At 40.7% G+C, this 16346-nt stretch carries 20 protein-coding genes; 8 read left to right on the forward strand and 12 right to left on the reverse strand.

Annotated features, from left to right (window positions below):
- Positions 1-654 carry a TetR/AcrR family transcriptional regulator gene (locus SOI81_RS16545; RefSeq protein ID WP_080649527.1) on the reverse strand — a complete coding sequence of 218 codons (654 nt, stop codon included), beginning with the start codon at positions 652-654 and terminating at the stop codon, positions 1-3.
- A 135-nt stretch (positions 655-789) separates the two neighbouring features.
- Here SOI81_RS16545 and nepI point away from each other — a divergent pair, with 135 nt between their 5' ends.
- The 4 genes from nepI to SOI81_RS16565 all read left to right on the forward strand — a co-directional run bounded on the left by nepI (position 790) and on the right by SOI81_RS16565 (position 4193).
- Positions 790-2004 carry an MFS transporter gene (gene nepI, locus SOI81_RS16550; protein WP_174723178.1) on the forward strand — a complete coding sequence of 405 codons (1215 nt, stop codon included), beginning with the start codon at positions 790-792 and terminating at the stop codon, positions 2002-2004.
- Between the two features lie 21 nt (positions 2005-2025).
- Positions 2026-2790 (forward strand): AraC family transcriptional regulator, encoded by a 765-nt coding sequence (gene yeaM / locus SOI81_RS16555; protein ID WP_239976397.1) that lies wholly within the window; start codon positions 2026-2028, stop codon positions 2788-2790.
- Positions 2791-2910: 120 nt separating this feature from the next.
- Entirely contained in the window at positions 2911-3456 is a 546-nt protein-coding gene (btuE, locus tag SOI81_RS16560) for a glutathione peroxidase (protein WP_239976398.1), read from the forward strand.
- A gap of 140 nt (positions 3457-3596) precedes the next feature.
- Positions 3597-4193, forward strand: coding sequence for a hypothetical protein (locus SOI81_RS16565; RefSeq protein ID WP_320541007.1), 597 nt, complete (start codon positions 3597-3599; stop codon positions 4191-4193).
- Positions 4194-4250: 57 nt separating this feature from the next.
- On the opposite strand, the gene atpC is transcribed toward SOI81_RS16565, so the two are convergent.
- The 10 genes from atpC to znuA all read right to left on the reverse strand — a co-directional run bounded on the left by atpC (position 4251) and on the right by znuA (position 12426).
- Entirely contained in the window at positions 4251-4670 is a 420-nt protein-coding gene (gene atpC, locus SOI81_RS16570; protein WP_002114076.1) for a F0F1 ATP synthase subunit epsilon, read from the reverse strand.
- A gap of 17 nt (positions 4671-4687) precedes the next feature.
- On the reverse strand, positions 4688-6082 hold the full coding sequence (gene atpD, locus SOI81_RS16575; protein WP_002114045.1) for a F0F1 ATP synthase subunit beta: 1395 nt from the start codon (positions 6080-6082) through the stop codon (positions 4688-4690).
- A gap of 30 nt (positions 6083-6112) precedes the next feature.
- On the reverse strand, positions 6113-6982 hold the full coding sequence (gene atpG / locus SOI81_RS16580) for a F0F1 ATP synthase subunit gamma (protein WP_002114131.1): 870 nt from the start codon (positions 6980-6982) through the stop codon (positions 6113-6115).
- Between the two features lie 77 nt (positions 6983-7059).
- Positions 7060-8604 (reverse strand): F0F1 ATP synthase subunit alpha, encoded by a 1545-nt coding sequence (gene atpA / locus SOI81_RS16585; RefSeq protein ID WP_002114049.1) that lies wholly within the window; start codon positions 8602-8604, stop codon positions 7060-7062.
- A 46-nt stretch (positions 8605-8650) separates the two neighbouring features.
- Positions 8651-9187, reverse strand: coding sequence for a F0F1 ATP synthase subunit delta (atpH, locus tag SOI81_RS16590; RefSeq protein ID WP_002114070.1), 537 nt, complete (start codon positions 9185-9187; stop codon positions 8651-8653).
- 12 nt (positions 9188-9199) lie between these two features.
- The gene (gene atpF, locus SOI81_RS16595; protein ID WP_001024691.1) at positions 9200-9670 is read right to left on the reverse strand and encodes a F0F1 ATP synthase subunit B; all 471 of its coding nucleotides are present in this window, start codon (positions 9668-9670) and stop codon (positions 9200-9202) included.
- Between the two features lie 38 nt (positions 9671-9708).
- Positions 9709-9954 carry a F0F1 ATP synthase subunit C gene (gene atpE, locus SOI81_RS16600; protein WP_000424060.1) on the reverse strand — a complete coding sequence of 82 codons (246 nt, stop codon included), beginning with the start codon at positions 9952-9954 and terminating at the stop codon, positions 9709-9711.
- Positions 9955-10038: 84 nt separating this feature from the next.
- Positions 10039-10914 (reverse strand): F0F1 ATP synthase subunit A, encoded by an 876-nt coding sequence (gene atpB / locus SOI81_RS16605; protein WP_016142501.1) that lies wholly within the window; start codon positions 10912-10914, stop codon positions 10039-10041.
- 104 nt (positions 10915-11018) lie between these two features.
- Positions 11019-11417: an ATP synthase subunit I gene (gene atpI / locus SOI81_RS16610; protein WP_002114124.1), complete on the reverse strand. Its 399-nt coding sequence runs from the start codon at positions 11415-11417 to the stop codon at positions 11019-11021.
- 169 nt (positions 11418-11586) lie between these two features.
- Positions 11587-12426, reverse strand: a complete 840-nt coding sequence (znuA, locus tag SOI81_RS16615) for a metal ABC transporter substrate-binding protein (RefSeq protein WP_016142502.1) — start codon at positions 12424-12426, stop codon at positions 11587-11589.
- A 127-nt stretch (positions 12427-12553) separates the two neighbouring features.
- Here znuA and zur point away from each other — a divergent pair, with 127 nt between their 5' ends.
- From zur to znuB, 3 genes are read left to right on the forward strand one after another with little or no spacing between them, the layout of a single operon-like run.
- Complete coding sequence (gene zur / locus SOI81_RS16620; protein WP_016142503.1) at positions 12554-13051, forward strand: transcriptional repressor; 498 nt, start codon at positions 12554-12556, stop codon at positions 13049-13051.
- Positions 13024-13812 (forward strand): zinc ABC transporter ATP-binding protein ZnuC, encoded by a 789-nt coding sequence (gene znuC, locus SOI81_RS16625; RefSeq protein ID WP_025470529.1) that lies wholly within the window; start codon positions 13024-13026, stop codon positions 13810-13812. Before zur ends, znuC begins: the two co-directional genes overlap by 28 nt.
- A 3-nt stretch (positions 13813-13815) precedes the next feature.
- On the forward strand, positions 13816-14625 hold the full coding sequence (gene znuB, locus SOI81_RS16630; RefSeq protein ID WP_320541008.1) for a zinc ABC transporter permease subunit ZnuB: 810 nt from the start codon (positions 13816-13818) through the stop codon (positions 14623-14625).
- 1 nt (position 14626) lies between these two features.
- Here znuB and rhtB read toward each other — a convergent pair whose 3' ends face one another.
- Positions 14627-15253, reverse strand: a complete 627-nt coding sequence (gene rhtB / locus SOI81_RS16635; RefSeq protein WP_224993673.1) for a LysE family transporter — start codon at positions 15251-15253, stop codon at positions 14627-14629.
- 158 nt (positions 15254-15411) lie between these two features.
- Here rhtB and SOI81_RS16640 point away from each other — a divergent pair, with 158 nt between their 5' ends.
- A complete protein-coding gene (locus tag SOI81_RS16640) occupies positions 15412-16332 on the forward strand; it encodes a Dyp-type peroxidase (RefSeq protein WP_016142507.1) in 921 nt (306 codons plus the stop codon).
- Positions 16333-16346 lie beyond the last annotated feature (14 nt).

Genomic DNA, 16346 nt, shown 5'->3' on the forward strand with positions numbered 1-16346 from the left:
TTAAAATAATGTCCAAGCTTTCATGGCATGCTCTACAACTTTATGCAATTGCTCAGTACTCGCGCCGTCTCTGGCCTGTATAGTAAGGCCTTGAATGACTGTAGCATAAAAATCTGTCATTTCTTGCAGAGGAGCATTGGCAGATAAATCACCCTGCTCGACACCTTGTTGAAGACGTTTTAATAATTTTTCTTTGGTCTTTATGCGTTTATCCAATAGGTTTTGCTGCACATCTTGAGTGGCATCAGAACAATTCATGGCAGCAACCACCAACATACAACCTGCGGGCTTATTCGGTTGAATTAAGCGTTTTACATTGTCATAAAGATATAACTCAAAAGCGATTTTTGCCGTTTTTGCTTCTAAAAAAATGGTTTCTATGGGGCATGCTTCATGAGCCAAATAGTAATCAATACTTTTATAAAACAGCCCTGCCTTATCCCCAAAGGTACTATATAAACTCGGTGCTGTAATTTCTAAAGCTTGCGTTAAGTCACTAATAGATGTTGCTTCATAGCCATGCTCCCAAAAGAGCAACATTGCTTTTTGCAAAACCTCTTGCTCATTAAAGCATTTAGGACGCCCACGCTTCTTTTTTAGCGTTTCCTCAGTAACAACAAGGTCTGTTTCATGCCTATTTGTCATAAAGATCACATCTATTTTTATAACAATCGTTATTAAATTAATTGACGTTCGATTTTTTATCAACTATTTTATTTTCATAATGATCGTTAGTTAATTAATAAATTGCCTTTCTTTACTCCAAATTTAGACAAGTAAGGATCTCCTATGGACCAATCTTCTATTTCTAAAGCGCGACCCACGACCTCCACTCAAGGGAGCTGGTTTGCTATTTTGGCCGTTTCTATTGCTGCATTTGCATTAGTAACAAGTGAATTTTTACCTGTTGGTGTTTTAAATAGTGTCGCAACTGATTTAAATATTTCTGTAGGTACAGCAGGCCTGATTATTACTGTACCCGGCATTATGGCAGCAATTGCGGCACCTCTATTGCCTGTATCCGTAAAACAACTTGATCGGCGTTATGTACTTATCTTGCTGACAGCCATTATGGTGATTGCCAATACCATTACCGCCTTTGCTGAAAATTTTCATGTTTTATTGTTGAGCCGTTTAATTTTAGGTATTTCAATTGGTGGTTTCTGGGCGACAGCAATTGCTTTAAGTGGAAAATTAGCTCCTTCACATCTTCCTATTGCTAAAGCAACTGCGGTCGTGATGGCAGGTGTAACTTTTGCTACAGTTTTAGGTGTACCTATTGGAACATGGCTAAGTGAATTTTATGGCTGGCGTAGTGCTTTTGGAATTACAGCAGGTATTGGCTTAATTGTTTTAATCTTACAATTAATCTTTTTACCTAAACTTGTACCGGACTCGGCAATTCACCTGAAAGACTTACCAGCACTATTACGTACTCCCAAAGCACGTAGTGGTATGTTAATTGTCTTACTGATTGGACTTGCTCATTTCTGTGCCTATAGCTATTTAGCCCCTTTCTTTAAGAATGTTGCCGGTTTTAATGGCACAACCATTAGTTCATTATTATTGCTCTATGGAATTGCAGGTATTTTCGGAAATGCTTTTGCTGGATATAGTGGCAATCTAAATGTCCGTTATACATTAGCTTTTGTCGGTACATGCTTTGCAATCGTATTTTTTGGATTCCCTCTTTTTGCTGTCCATGAGTTTGGTGCTATTGTCTTAACAGCTTTATGGGGATTCGCATTTGGCGCTTTTCCTACCTCTGCCAATATCTGGATGTTTGTACATGCACCAAATGCAGTTGAAAAAGGTATGCCTCTTTTTGTTGGTATGTTTCAGGTAATGATTGCGACAGGTTCTTTATTAGGTGGCTATGTAGTTGATCATTTCAATGAAAATACTTTAATTTATGGAGTATTAAGCTTCGTTGCCTTAGCATTACTAAGTACATTCACCTTAGCAAAAGGCTTAAATAATCCTAAAGCGACTTGTGAAAATTAAAATATGAGTTAGAGCATATAGATGAAAAATGAGGACCAAGCATTTTCTTTATTGAACAGTATAGAAGTTCATGAATTTCTATACCAAAAAGAAGATATTGTTCGTCCTCATGCATCTCTCTGGGGAGATTTTAATTTCAGTTTGAATGGCATTTTGGAAATGCAAGTAGAGGAACAAATCTACTTATCTCCTCCAAGCTATGGGCTTTGGATTCCTCCTCAAACAGTTCATCAATCTACTCATATCGACCATGAAATTCATTATATCTGTATTCGACTACATCCTAGCCTCTGTTCTATTTTAGGTAACGTCTGTAAATGTTTTAGTATTCAGCCTTTCTTTCGAACCTTAGTTTTACAGATTTTAGAACAGCAAAAACAAACCGAAAAACCTGAATATTTAGAACATCTTTTACAAGTTTTATTCGATCAACTTAAACAAGCCCCTGCATATTCACATTATTTACCGCAAACGCGTCATCCTGTTTTATTGCCTATTCTAGAAAAACTTTCAGATCCTTTACTTTTTAATCACTCTTTACAGCAGTTGCTTCAGAACTTTTCAGTAAGTGATCGTCACTTATTACGTTTGAGTCAACAAGAGCTTCAGCTTTCGTTGTCCGAATGGAGAAATCGGGCCAAAATTGTTTATGCCATTCATCAGATTCGCCAAGGAACGCCTATCAAGCGTTTAGCATACGATTTAGGTTATCAACATAGCTCAAGTTTTATTGAGTTTTTTAAACGTTACACTGGGCAAACGCCTATCCAAATCAGAAATAACTAGAATTCAGATTATCTTTAAAAACTTTTTCTTTTTTGAACACGAATATTATTGCACTACCCCTCAATAGCAGTTAAAACAAATGCGTTACTTGATATCAATTACAATCTTTAGGAAAGACTCATGACACAATCTGTATATCACATTCCAGTAAAAGCTATTTCGGGCGAAACGGTTGATCTCGAACAATATAAAGGTAAAGTTCTACTTATTGTAAATACTGCTTCTAAATGTGGTTTAACTCCACAATACGAAGGCTTAGAAAAACTTTATCAAGCAAAAAAAGATCAAGGTCTTGAAATTTTAGGTTTCCCTGCAAATAATTTTAAAGAGCAAGAACCGGGCTCTGATGAAGAAATTCAGCAATTTTGTTCATTAAATTATGATGTTCATTTCCCTTTATTTTCTAAGGTTTCTGTAGTCGGCGAAGACAAGCATCCACTTTACCAAGTTTTGACAGCAGCTCAACCAGAACGTACTGGTGAAGGCCCTTTCCGTGAGCGTTTAGAAGGCTTAGGTATTCCAACCAATCCTGCTCCAGAAGTTTTATGGAATTTCGAAAAGTTCTTAATTAATAAGAATGGTGAAGTCGTGGCTCGCTTTGCTCCAAACATAACAGCAGACGACGAACAAATTGTTAAAGCAGTTGAAGCAGAGTTAGCAAAATAAAATGTTTAAATGTGAAAAAGGGCGTTTTATACGCTCTTTTTTATTATCCTCGCAAATGTTGTTAGTTTGCAAAAATACAATCTTTCTTCATATTTTATGCCTATAGTACCTATTTGCTTTATTTGATGTTGTTTGTAGTTATGAAAAAAGTTTTACAGGGCGCATTTCTTCCTTTTGTAATTTTTGCCTCAGGCATGCTTTTACTCGGGTGTGATCAAGCACAAGATCATGCTAATGATCAAGAAAAGACTGAGATAACTGAACAATCATCTGACCAACCTCTTGAGCAACAAGAGTCCAATATTGCACCGAATAAAACTGAACTTAAAAGCGGTAATATTTTTTATATGGTCCGTGATGCTGCGAACTTACAGATTAAAGCTGGTGACTATGTTGAACAACTTAAAGATACTCAGCTGGATGTTGAGCAAGCGATCCAAGATAAAAATAAGAACGAATTAAAAACTACAGTCACAACTTTAAAACAGCAATTACAAGGATTAAATCAAGCTCTTCTGACTTTAGATATCAAAAGTCAGGAAATTGAAAATATTCGACAAAGTTTATTACGTGCCAATCAACAAGCTCTTAGCATGCCATTACTGAATGGGAAATTAGATCAAATTGATTTTGACCAAATCGAAAAACAGCTTAATACCATTCAAATGGACATGGTAAAACTTGCTTCCATGATTATGGCTGGGGATGAAAAATCGGATTCAAAAACTGAATCTTAAAAATTAACTCATAAAAAAAGCCACCTTACGGTGGCTTTTTCAATCTCAAACCGGCAATTAGAGTGCGCGGTTTTTGATTTTACGGATAGTTTCAAGCTGTGCAGCGGTTTCTGCCAAGGCAGCCAACGCAGCAGCTGAGTCCAAATCACTCTTTTGGTTTGCAAGCAATTGTTCAGCATTTTTACGTGCTTCTAAAATTGCAGCTTCATCCAAATTGTCAGCACGGATTGCAGTATCTGCAAGAACCGTTACAACATGAGGTTGAACTTCTAAAACACCGCCAGATACATAGACGATTTCTTCTGTACCATTTTCCAACTGAACACGAATTGGGCCCGGTTGAAGCAAGGTTACTAGTGGAGCATGTCCTGGCAAAATACCAAGTTCACCACCAGCACCTTTCGCGATTAACATCGTTACTGCGCCAGAGTAAATAGACTCTTTAACACTTACGACATCACATTGCATAGTCGCCATGAGATGATCTCCTTAAATTAGAGTTTCTCAGCTTTAGCAATCACTTCGTCAATACCACCAACCATATAGAACGCTTGTTCTGGGATGTGATCGTATTCACCAGCTAATAGACCTTTAAAGCCACGAATCGTTTCTTTAAGCGGTACTAATTTACCAGGAGCACCAGTAAACACTTCAGCTACATGGAATGGTTGAGAGAAGAAACGTTGGATTTTACGCGCACGGTAAACAACCAATTTGTCTTCTTCAGCTAACTCATCCATACCCAAGATTGCGATGATGTCTTTAAGCTCTTTATAACGTTGCAATACGTTTTGTACTGCACGCGCAATTTCATAGTGCTCTTGACCAACAACTAATGGGTCTAACTGACGTGAAGTTGAGTCAAGTGGATCGATCGCTGGATAGATACCAGAAGATGCGATGTCACGGCTCAATACTACTGTTGCATCTAAGTGAGCAAATGTAGTTGCAGGAGATGGATCTGTTAAGTCATCGGCAGGTACATATACTGCTTGGATCGATGTGATCGAGCCAGATTTAGTAGATGTAATACGCTCTTGAAGAACACCCATTTCTTCTGCAAGTGTAGGTTGGTAACCTACCGCAGATGGCATACGACCTAACAATGCTGATACTTCAGTACCCGCAAGTGTATAACGGTAGATGTTGTCGACGAACAATAATACGTCACGACCTTTACCATTTTCGTCTTTTTGATCACGGAAGTATTCAGCCATAGTCAAACCAGTTAACGCTACGCGTAAACGGTTACCTGGTGGCTCGTTCATCTGACCGTAGACCATTGCTACTTTGTCAAGAACGTTAGAATCTTTCATTTCGTGATAGAAGTCGTTACCTTCACGAGTACGCTCACCAACACCAGCAAACACAGATAAACCTGAGTGAGCTTTAGCGATGTTGTTGATCAACTCCATCATGTTAACGGTTTTACCAACACCAGCACCACCGAATAAACCAACTTTACCACCTTTTGCGAACGGGCAAAGTAAGTCAATTACTTTAATACCAGTTTCTAAAAGGTCAGTAGAAGCTGCTTGTTCAGCATAAGAAGGTGCTTGACGGTGAATCGGCAAACGCTCTTCAGTTGCTACAGGACCTGCTTCATCGATAGGACGACCCAAAACGTCCATGATACGACCAAGCGTAGCTGGACCTACTGGAACAGAAATCGGTGCATTTGTGCTAGTTACATTAAGGCCACGTTTAAGACCTTCTGTAGAACCCATTGCGATGGTACGAACAACACCATCGCCAAGCTGTTGCTGAACTTCTAATGTAGTTTCAGTACCGTCAACTTGGAGAGCGTCATAGATCTTAGGAACGCTATTGCGCTCAAACTCGACGTCGATAACCGCGCCGATGATCTGAATGATACGACCGCTACTCATTGCTGTCTCCTCAATTCAAACTTAATAATGTTAAACGGCAGCGGCACCGCCAACGATCTCGGAAATTTCCTGAGTAATCGCGGCTTGACGCAGCTTGTTGTAAATGAGTTGTAGGTCTTTAATCAATTGTCCTGCGTTGTCTGTCGCTGCTTTCATCGCGACCATACGAGCTGACTGCTCACATGCAACGTTTTCAATCACACCTTGATAAACCATAGACTCGATATAGCGAACCAACAAACCATTTAACAATTCTTCTGCTTCTGGTTCGTAGATATAGTCCCAACCATAAGTACGGTTGAGATCATCGCCTTCTTCTGCTGGTGCTAAAGGAACAAGTTGTTCTACTTTAGGCTGCTGAGTCATTGCATTAACGAAGCCATTTGATACGAGATAGATACGATCTAATTCGCCTTTATCAAATGCATCAAGCATAACTTGGACTGAGCCAGTTAACTGTTCCAAACTCGGCGCATCGCCAAGTTGGGTAGTTGCACCGAGCACTTTACCGCCGTAATTCTTAAAAAACGAAACCGCTTTTTGACCAATTAAAGCAAATTCAACTTCAATTGACTGCTGTTGTTGTGCTTTGACATGCTGCACAACTTTCTTGAACAAGTTAATGTTCAAGCCACCTGCCAAACCACGATCTGAAGACACTACGATATAGCCAACGCGCTTAACCGGGCGATCAACCATATAACGGTGTTTGTATTCAGGGTTTGCTTGTACCAAGTGAGCAATTACACGGCGCATATTATCGGCATACGGACGGCCCTGAGCCATGCGCTCTTGCGCACGACGCATTTTAGAAGCAGCTACCATTTGCATCGCGCGAGTAATCTTTTGCGTGCTCTTGATACTAGCTACTTTGGCGCGAATTTCTTTTAAATTTGCCATACGCTTAACCTAGTATTCGAAAGCTCTTTCGAGCTTCCGAAGGTTGATCCGTGAACCAAACTTAACTAAAACTGAACTTAGTAAGTTTGAGTCGCTTTAAAGCTTTCAATACCTGCTTTGATTGCTGCTTCGATGTCTTTGTTATAGTCACCAGTTTCATCGATTTGTTTCATCAACGGAGCATATTCTGAGCGGAAGTAAGAAATTAACGCAGCATCAAAGTCTACGATTTTCTTAACTTCTACGTCAGCCATATAGCCTTCGTTAGATGCATAAACAGAAACAGCTTGGTCAGCAATTGAGTAAGGAGCATATTGTTTTTGCTTCATTAACTCAGTTACACGTTGACCATGTTCAAGTTGCTTACGAGTTGCTTCGTCAAGGTCAGAAGCGAACTGAGCAAACGCAGCCAATTCACGGTATTGTGCTAAAGCGGTACGGATACCACCAGACAATTTTTTGATGATCTTAGTTTGAGCAGAACCACCAACACGAGATACAGAGATACCCGCATTCACAGCAGGACGAATACCTGCGTTGAATAATGATGTTTCTAAGAAGATCTGACCGTCAGTAATCGAAATTACGTTCGTTGGTACGAATGCAGATACGTCACCTGCTTGAGTTTCAATAATTGGCAATGCAGTTAAAGAACCAGTTTGACCAGTTACTGCGCCATTAGTGAATTTCTCAACGTAATCAGCAGATACACGAGAAGCACGTTCAAGAAGACGTGAGTGAAGATAGAATACGTCACCCGGATACGCTTCACGACCTGGTGGACGACGTAAAAGTAATGAAATTTGACGGTAAGCAACAGCTTGCTTAGACAAATCATCATAAATAATAAGAGCGTCTTCACCGCGGTCACGGAAGTATTCACCCATTGTACAGCCAGAGTACGGAGCTAAGTACTGCATTGCAGCAGGATCAGCAGCCGCAGCAGCGACAACAGTTGTATACGCCATAGCGCCAGTTTCTTCTAGCTTACGTACAACGTTTGCAATTGTTGATTGTTTTTGACCAATCGCAACGTATACACACTTAATGCCAGAGTTTTTCTGAGCGATAATCGCATCGATCGCCATCGCTGTTTTACCAGTTTGACGGTCACCGATGATCAACTCACGTTGGCCACGGCCAACAGGAATCATTGTATCAACTGATTTATAACCAGTTTGAACAGGCTCATCTACAGATTGACGCCAAATTACGCCTGGTGCTACTTTTTCAACAGCATCAGTTAATTTCGCATCAATTGGGCCTTTGCCATCAATTGGGTTACCCAAAGCATCGACAACACGGCCAAGAAGTTCAGGACCAACTGGAACTTCTAATACACGACCTGTACAACGAGCTTTTTGACCTTCTTGAAGGCTTAGGTAGTTACCTAAAACAACGGCACCCACTGAATCCTGTTCTAGGTTCAGTGCCATACCAAATAAGCCGCCGTCGAATTCGATCATTTCACCGTACATTGCATCAGCAAGACCGTGAATGCGCACGATACCGTCGGATACCATAACAATGGTACCTTCGTTTTTAGCGGTCGCGCTGGTGTCCAGATCTCCGATACGCTGTTTAATGAGCGCACTGATCTCGGATGGATTCAGTTGTTGCATTGCGCTATTCCTCAATCTTTTATTAGTTCAGTCTTCATCATTTGCATTATGCAAGAAGACGAGTACGCATTTTTTCAAGCTTGTTAAGCGCAGAATCATCTATCACTTGATCGCCTGCACGAATTACAACACCTGCAATAAGCTCAGGTTTAACTTCAACTGAAACAGTTACAGTACTGTTAAAACGCTTTTCTAAAGCAGATTTCAACAGTTGCTCTTGTTCAGCAGTTAATGGGAAAGCCGATTCAATCACGACATCCACATTGTTGTTATTCTGTGATTTAAGCTGTTCATATTCTGCTTCAATTTCAGGTAACAACATTAAACGATCGTTATCTGCAAGAAGTGTCAAAAAGTTAGACACTGCTTGAGATTGATCTTCACCTAAAACTTTAGCAAAAAGCTTCACTTGCTCCGCAGGAGTAAGTTCAGGGCGATTTAAATAAGCGGAAAATGCTTCGTCTTGCACCGCAGCACTGAGCACTTGTAACGCATTCGACCAATTGTCTGTTGCACCTTGCTCAGAAGCATAAGCAAATGCTGCTTTGGCATACGGACGTGCCAACGTCAAGAGTTCAGCCATAATTCGCCTCGCTTAAAGTTTAGCAGCCAGCTGAGACAGCATGGCGTTATGAGCTTCTGCGTCAACTTGCTGGTTCAGGATTTTTTCTGCACCAGTTACTGCCAAAGCAGCTACTTGTTGACGTAATTCTTCGCGAGCAGAATTGATTTCTTGATCAACAGCTTCTTTAGCCTGTTGACGAATACGCTCACCTTCAGCCGCAGCTTGAGTACGAGCTTCTTCGATCAATTGCGCTGCACGACGGTTCGCTTGTTCGATCAATTGAGCCGCTTGTGCTTTAGCTGCATCAAGCTCTTGCTTAACTTGCGCTTGTGCATCGGCAAGGTCAGCTTTCGCTTTTTCTGCTGCATTTAAGCCATCAGCAATTTTACGCTGACGCTCACTAATCGCATTGATTAGTGGTGGCCAAACAAACTTCATGCAGAATGCAACAAAGAATGCAAACGCAATCGCTTGACCAATCAATGTGAGGTTGATATTCATTGCAATTCCTCAAATAGTGGATTTAGGAATTAAGATGATTAACCTACAAATGGATTAGCGAAGATGAAGAACAAGCCAATACCAACACCGATCATAGGCACAGCATCAAGAAGACCCGCGATTAAGAACATACGAGTTTGAAGTTGTGGAGCCAATTCTGGTTGACGAGCAACAGCTTCTAAAAAGCGACCACCCAAAAGACCAAAACCAATCGCAGTACCCAAAGCACCGAAAGCGATCAAGATAGCAGATGCAATTGCAACTAGACCTAAAGTGAGTTCCATGAAAAATTCCTCAGAGGTTAGGTTATTACCAAATTAAATTAAAAAAATTCAGCCCAACCATCATTTGATAGTTAGGCAATACCATTAATGTTTTTCGCTTGCCATGCTCAAGTAAACGATGGTAAGCATCATAAAGATGAATGCCTGCAACGTGATTACAAGAATGTGGAAGATCGCCCAAGGCACAGACAACGCCCATTGAATCCAGAACGGCAATAAAGCAATTAGGATAAAGATCAACTCACCGGCATACATGTTACCGAATAGTCGGAGAGCTAATGAAATCGGACGAGCAAGGAATGTTACCAATTCCAAAATCAAGTTCACTGGAATAAGCAACGCTTTTGCAACTGGGTTACTTGGGTTAAATGGGTTAAGTGCCAACTCGCCAACGAAACCACCAACACCCTTTTCGCGGATGCTGTAGAACAAGATAAGTACAAATACAGATAAAGACATACCTAAAGTAATGTTTGGATCTGTAGATGGAACGATCTTGAAGTAAACGTGGTGAGGGTCCATACCAAATACGTTTGCACCTACAAACGCTGCAACTTGAGGAATCCAGTCAACTGGGATCAAGTCCATTAAGTTCATGAGGAAAATCCACACGAAAATAGTGAGTGCAAGCGGAGCGATTAAACGTGATTTGCCATGAAAAGTATCACGGACACTTGAGTCAACAAACTCAATGATCATTTCAATTGCAGACTGGAATTTAGTTGGAACACCTGCATTAGCAGCTTTCGCAACGATCCAGAATAACAAACAGAAAATAACACCAAGGCCAATTGACCAACCCATTGAATCCAAGTGAATTGCAGTGAACCCCATCGAATGAGCTTCTTCAGCAGTCTCAGCCAATTTCCATGTACCGTCTGGCATTTTGCCATAGGTCATATTGGTCAAGTGATGCTTGATATACTCTGTCGAAGTGAGGGCATGTTCTTCAGCAGCCATAAATCACACCTGGTCAATGTCAATTACTAAAAAGAAGGGAAACGAACATCGGCGCACTGTCGATATCTCGCTACCCTCCAAAAAATCTTCAATTCTTCTTGTTTCTACACCCGTTTTTGTAGACGTGACACCCAGAACGGAGCGACCCACGACATTGCCTGAACGAGAATAAAACCAAACAGCAATGCTAACGGTGATAAAGGTTTAACATTGCTCAAAATCAAAATAAATCCAACGATCATGATTGCAAATTTGCCTAACATGCCCCTATACATGTTAGACAGCACTTGTTTTGATGCTCGTGCACCTGCTGTTCTGAAGGATTGCCACGAAAAATAACTCGTCGCAAGCCAGCAGACCAACGCACCAAGTGCCGCACTTAATGCTGCTGTCATGTCTTTTATGCTCCACGCTACAAGAGCGGAAACAGGGATCATACATGCTTGTAAGAAGACCAAAGCTTTTGCTAATCGTCGGTCAATCAAGCGACTAGTTTGGCTCATTTTTATCCACTCACAGCATAAATGCTTGACAAGTTTAGCTGATGATCGCTTTTAATCGCAGGCATTATAGAGTTACACCCCTGAACATGCAATCTTTTCCCGACTTTAGTCGGGGTTTTTCATGACAGGTGGTACTGACGCTACAGTCAGCCTTTGTTTATTTTTTATGTTACTTTTGCGTACTTAATACACATTTATCAGTTTTTATCGCCAGTTTCTTCCATGCAGTGACGAAATCATCCTCATTATTCATGCTCTCGTCTACTGGCTGAAAAGTAATGTTACCTAATTTTTGATATTGATTCTTAGTGGTAAAACTTTCTGCCAATAAACACATCTGATTTTTTGGTCGGCTATCATTAAGATATTTAATTTGAGCTGCTGTTGGCGCCACATGAGGATCATCTGTTAAAGCACCAGCGAATTTTAAGTTTAATGAACGCTCTAAATATTGATAGGCGTCATGATATGCCCAATATGGCTTACCATTACTTGAGCTATCATAGGCTTGTGCCGCCTGTAACATTTTACGAGCAAAGATATTGGCATTATTCCAGTACTTTGCCTTATTTTCAGGGTGTTGCTGAGAGCGTAAAGCAGCAATAAAGAAACCGATTCGAACTGCATTGTTGGGCTCTAACCATACATGAGTATCTACTGTATTAGGTAAAGCTGCACCACGTGTACTGCGCTGCGGCAAAACAGAAACGATGCCACTATCTAATAGTGCAATTGCCTTTTTATTATTACCCAACAACTTATTTAAAGGCGCTTCATGCGCTTTACCCAGCCAAATCACCAAAGATGCGTCATTAATTGCTTTACGGTGTGCTGGAGTTAATTGTACGTCATGTCCAGTTTGCCCTTTTAATAAGAGTTGTGGTTCTTCAACCCCCTGAGTGACTTCTTTTGCAATCAGATAAATCGGGTGCGTAGAAACCACCAAACCCTGACTCCACCCTAACGTACTCAAAAGAGAGAACATACTGAAAACAAAAAAACGGAACATGACAGACCATCAATTTAAATTAGCTCGAAGCATGTTATAATATAACAAAGTTACAAAAATACCTAAGATTAATCGAATGAAGCATCGCTTCATGCTAATATTCCGTTAAAAATTCGAGGTTATCCTTATGAGTTCCTGCTCGCATGAACATCATGATTCTTTGCATGGTGTGCATGATCACCACAATGTCGCAAGCCGTTTAGCTGAAGCAGAAAGTTTATGTTCTGCGACTGGTGCACGTCTTACACCTTTGCGCAAAGAAGTTCTGGAACTCATTTTAAATGCGTCAGGTCCAATGGGCGCCTATGACTTATTGGCACGTATAAAAAGTCAAACTGATCGCCCTGCTGCGCCTCCAACTGTATATAGAACTTTAGATTTCTTATTAGAAAAAGGGCTCATTCACCGCCTAACTTCTATTAATGCTTATATTCCTTGCTGCCACCCGCGTGAAGGCCACCAAGCAGCATTCTTAATTTGTACTGAATGTCATATGGTTAAAGAGGCCTCTTCCCAAGGTCTTACACACCAGCTTGACCAGCTTGCAGCTTCAGATGACTTTATGGCTCAACACAGCATTATTGAAATTTCGGGGAAATGCCAACAGTGCCGCACAACTCCTTAAATCCTGTATTAATTCAGCTTGAGCAGGTTTCTGTTCATCGTGATGATCGGGATATATTAAAAAAAGTTGATTTTTCCCTGCATCAGAATGAAATCGTGTCCTTAATTGGTCCTAATGGTGCAGGTAAATCAACACTAATTAAAGTTCTACTCGGTATTCTCCAGCCGAGTAGCGGACGTGTGATCAATCATAAAAAACTTAAAATGGCTTATGTGCCACAAAAGTTTAACCCGTCACACAGCCTACCTTTGCGTGTTCAAGACCTACTAGACCTAGAAAAATGTACCCCTGCCCTGCGTCAGGAAATTATTCAAGACACAGGTATTTCAAAGTTACAACAATCAAAAGTACAACAACTTTCCGGTGGAGAGCGCCAACGAGTACTATTGGCTCGCGCTCTACTTCGTCAACCAGATATTTTAGTTCTTGATGAACCTATGCAAGGTCTAGACATTCAGTCAGAAGCGGAACTTTATGATTATGTCCGCAGTCTGCCAGAACGATATGGGTGTGCGATCTTAATTGTTTCTCATGACTTACAATGGGTCATGCAAGGAACTCACCGTGTAGTGTGTTTAAATAAACATATTTGCTGTAGCGGGCTACCCGAGAATATCCAACAACACCCTGAATATCAGGCAATCTTTGGAACTCAAAGGGTCTTCTATCAACATCATCATGACCATTGTGCTCACGGTGATGCTGCACACCCCTGCCCTCATAATGACCGTCCTCACATTCACCCAGAACCGGAAGCTTAAGCCATGATGGAATGGTTACAATTATTGTTGCCCGCATGGATTATGGGAACCCTGCTGGTATTTTTGACCGCGCCTCTGGGTTGTTTAATGCTTTGGAGACGTATGTCTTTTTTTGCTGATACGATGGCGCACGGTACACTACTTGGGGTTGCTATTGCTGGAGCCTTAAGTCTTCCATTATGGCTTGGCGTTGCAGGTACGGCGGTTTTACTGGTAGGCGTTTTATGGGCTTTACATGACAATCGCTTACCCAATGATGCTCTACTAGCCTTATGTTCAGCGACCTTACTGTGTAGTGGCTTACTATTTATTCAACATGTTCCAAGTTTAAGACCAGAGCTTTTAAGTTATTTATTTGGCGACTTGCTCAGCATTGATTGGCCCGACTTACCCATTTTCACTTTAATTATTGCGATATCACTCGTGATTCTTTACCGTTTTTGGCAGCCGCAAATACAGTTTGCAATTGATCCAGATATCGCAATTAGTGAAGGGGTGAATGCAAACTGGCAACGCCTTATTTTTATGCTGTTATTAGCTTTATTTACAGTTTTAGCTTTGCGTGCTGTAGGTTCTTTGCTAATGGGTGCATTACTCGTGATCCCCGCTTTAAGCGCTCGCCTATTGGCAAATTCGCCAAAGCAAATGGTGATTTGGGCATTTGTGTTAGCACAGCTCGGCGTTAGTGTCGGTTTATGGTCAAGTGCAGCACTCAATATCTCTACAGGCCTTAGTATTGTTTTATGTATGGCTTTGAGTTTTGCTGTTATTTTTATAACTCAAAAACTAAAAAATCAGACACAGGCGGCCTAGATTAGGACGCCTGATGAACTGTGCTTAATAATAAAGCCGCACAACTAAACATCACAGCAAAGCCTCGATTTAAATATTTTTGCTGCCTAGGGGACCGAAGTAATCTTAAAACCTTTGACGCCAATCCCGTATATCCCGCCATTACTATCAAATCAATCGTAATCATAGTGGCCGCCATAATTAGATACTGTATCCATTGAGGCTTACTCAAATCCAAAAACTGCGGCAACACAGCCAATAGAAACACGATCGCTTTAGGATTACTAATATTGATCACAAAACCATTCAATAGCAGAGCTAAAGCAGATTTATCTCTTTTTTCTTGTTGAATTTCTATATCTTTCACAGGTGCTGTCCACTGCGAATAAGCAAGATATAACAAATATGCCACACCGAACCATTTAACAAACTGAAAAGCTAAAGGAGTCGTTGCAAATAAGACCCCAACACCTGCTGCCACCACCATAATTTGAAGCAGCAAAGCAATTTGCATCCCTATCACATTCCAGTAACCATGTCTAAAGCCATAATTTAGACCACTCGACATTGAAGCAATAGCTCCAGCACCCGGAGAGATACTAATGACCCAACAGGCTAACATATAGGCAAACCAAACTTGCAAAGACATAGTAAAAATAGACAATAAAAGTGGAATTATACTGTTTTATAAAACGATATTGATGAGAATTCAAACAATAAAATCAAGAAATAGACTACTAACCGCTCTTCGCATCAGGCACAATAATTACAGCTCATACTAAATTATAATTGAGGAGATACCTTCCAATGACTGCTCAATCTGTCATTTTGCCGTTGCCATCAGATCATGCCCGTTTTATTGTTCTTCGTTTAAAAGACTTATCAATTGATGAATTAAAAGAACAAATTGAAGCGTTGTTTGAAACACGCGACCGTCTCATTACTCAGCATTCAGACGCGCAAATTAAAACAGCAGTCGCTTTTGGTCCAGAACTTTGGAAGCAACTTTACAGTCAATCTCCTGCTGGCTTTAAACAACTTGAACCAGAAAATGGCGCATTTAACATGCCAGTTGTACCAGCTGATGTACTTATTCATATTGCTAGCATGCGTTCTGATATTTGTTTTGCGTTAAGCCAAGCATTTTTTGAAGGTATTAAGGATAAAGTGGAAGTTCTTGATGAGCGTGTTTGCTTCCGTTATTTCGATGGCCGAGATATTACAGGCTTTATAGACGGTACAGAAAATCCTCAATTTCCAGATGACCGCGCAGAAACAGCTCTTCTACCCGAAGAGGCTGGTGTATTTGCTGATGGTAGTTTTATTTTCGCGCAGCGCTATGCACACGACTTAGAAAAATGGAAAAAACTTAAAGTTGATGCTCAAGAAAATGTCATGGGCCGTACCAAGCTTGAATCTATTGAATTAGATGATGACGTTAAACCGGAAAATGCCCATGTCGCCCGTACTGTTGTTGAAGATGATGAAGGCGAAGAAATGGAAATCTTGCGCCATAGTCTGCCTTATGGCGACGGCAGAGGTGATCAAGGTTTATTTTTTATTGCCTACACCAAGGACCTGAACATTATTGATGCCATGTTAAAACGTATGTTCGGTACAAGTGGGGATGGTATTCACGACCGCTTATTGCATTTCGTGACACCACTAGACGGCGCATATTACTTTGCACCTAGCGAAGAATTACTCGAAGAAATTTTAGAAGGATAAAATAAAAAAAGAGG

Origin of the sequence: Acinetobacter pittii, assembly GCF_034067285.1 — a bacterium.
Lineage (GTDB): Bacteria > Pseudomonadota > Gammaproteobacteria > Pseudomonadales > Moraxellaceae > Acinetobacter > Acinetobacter pittii_E.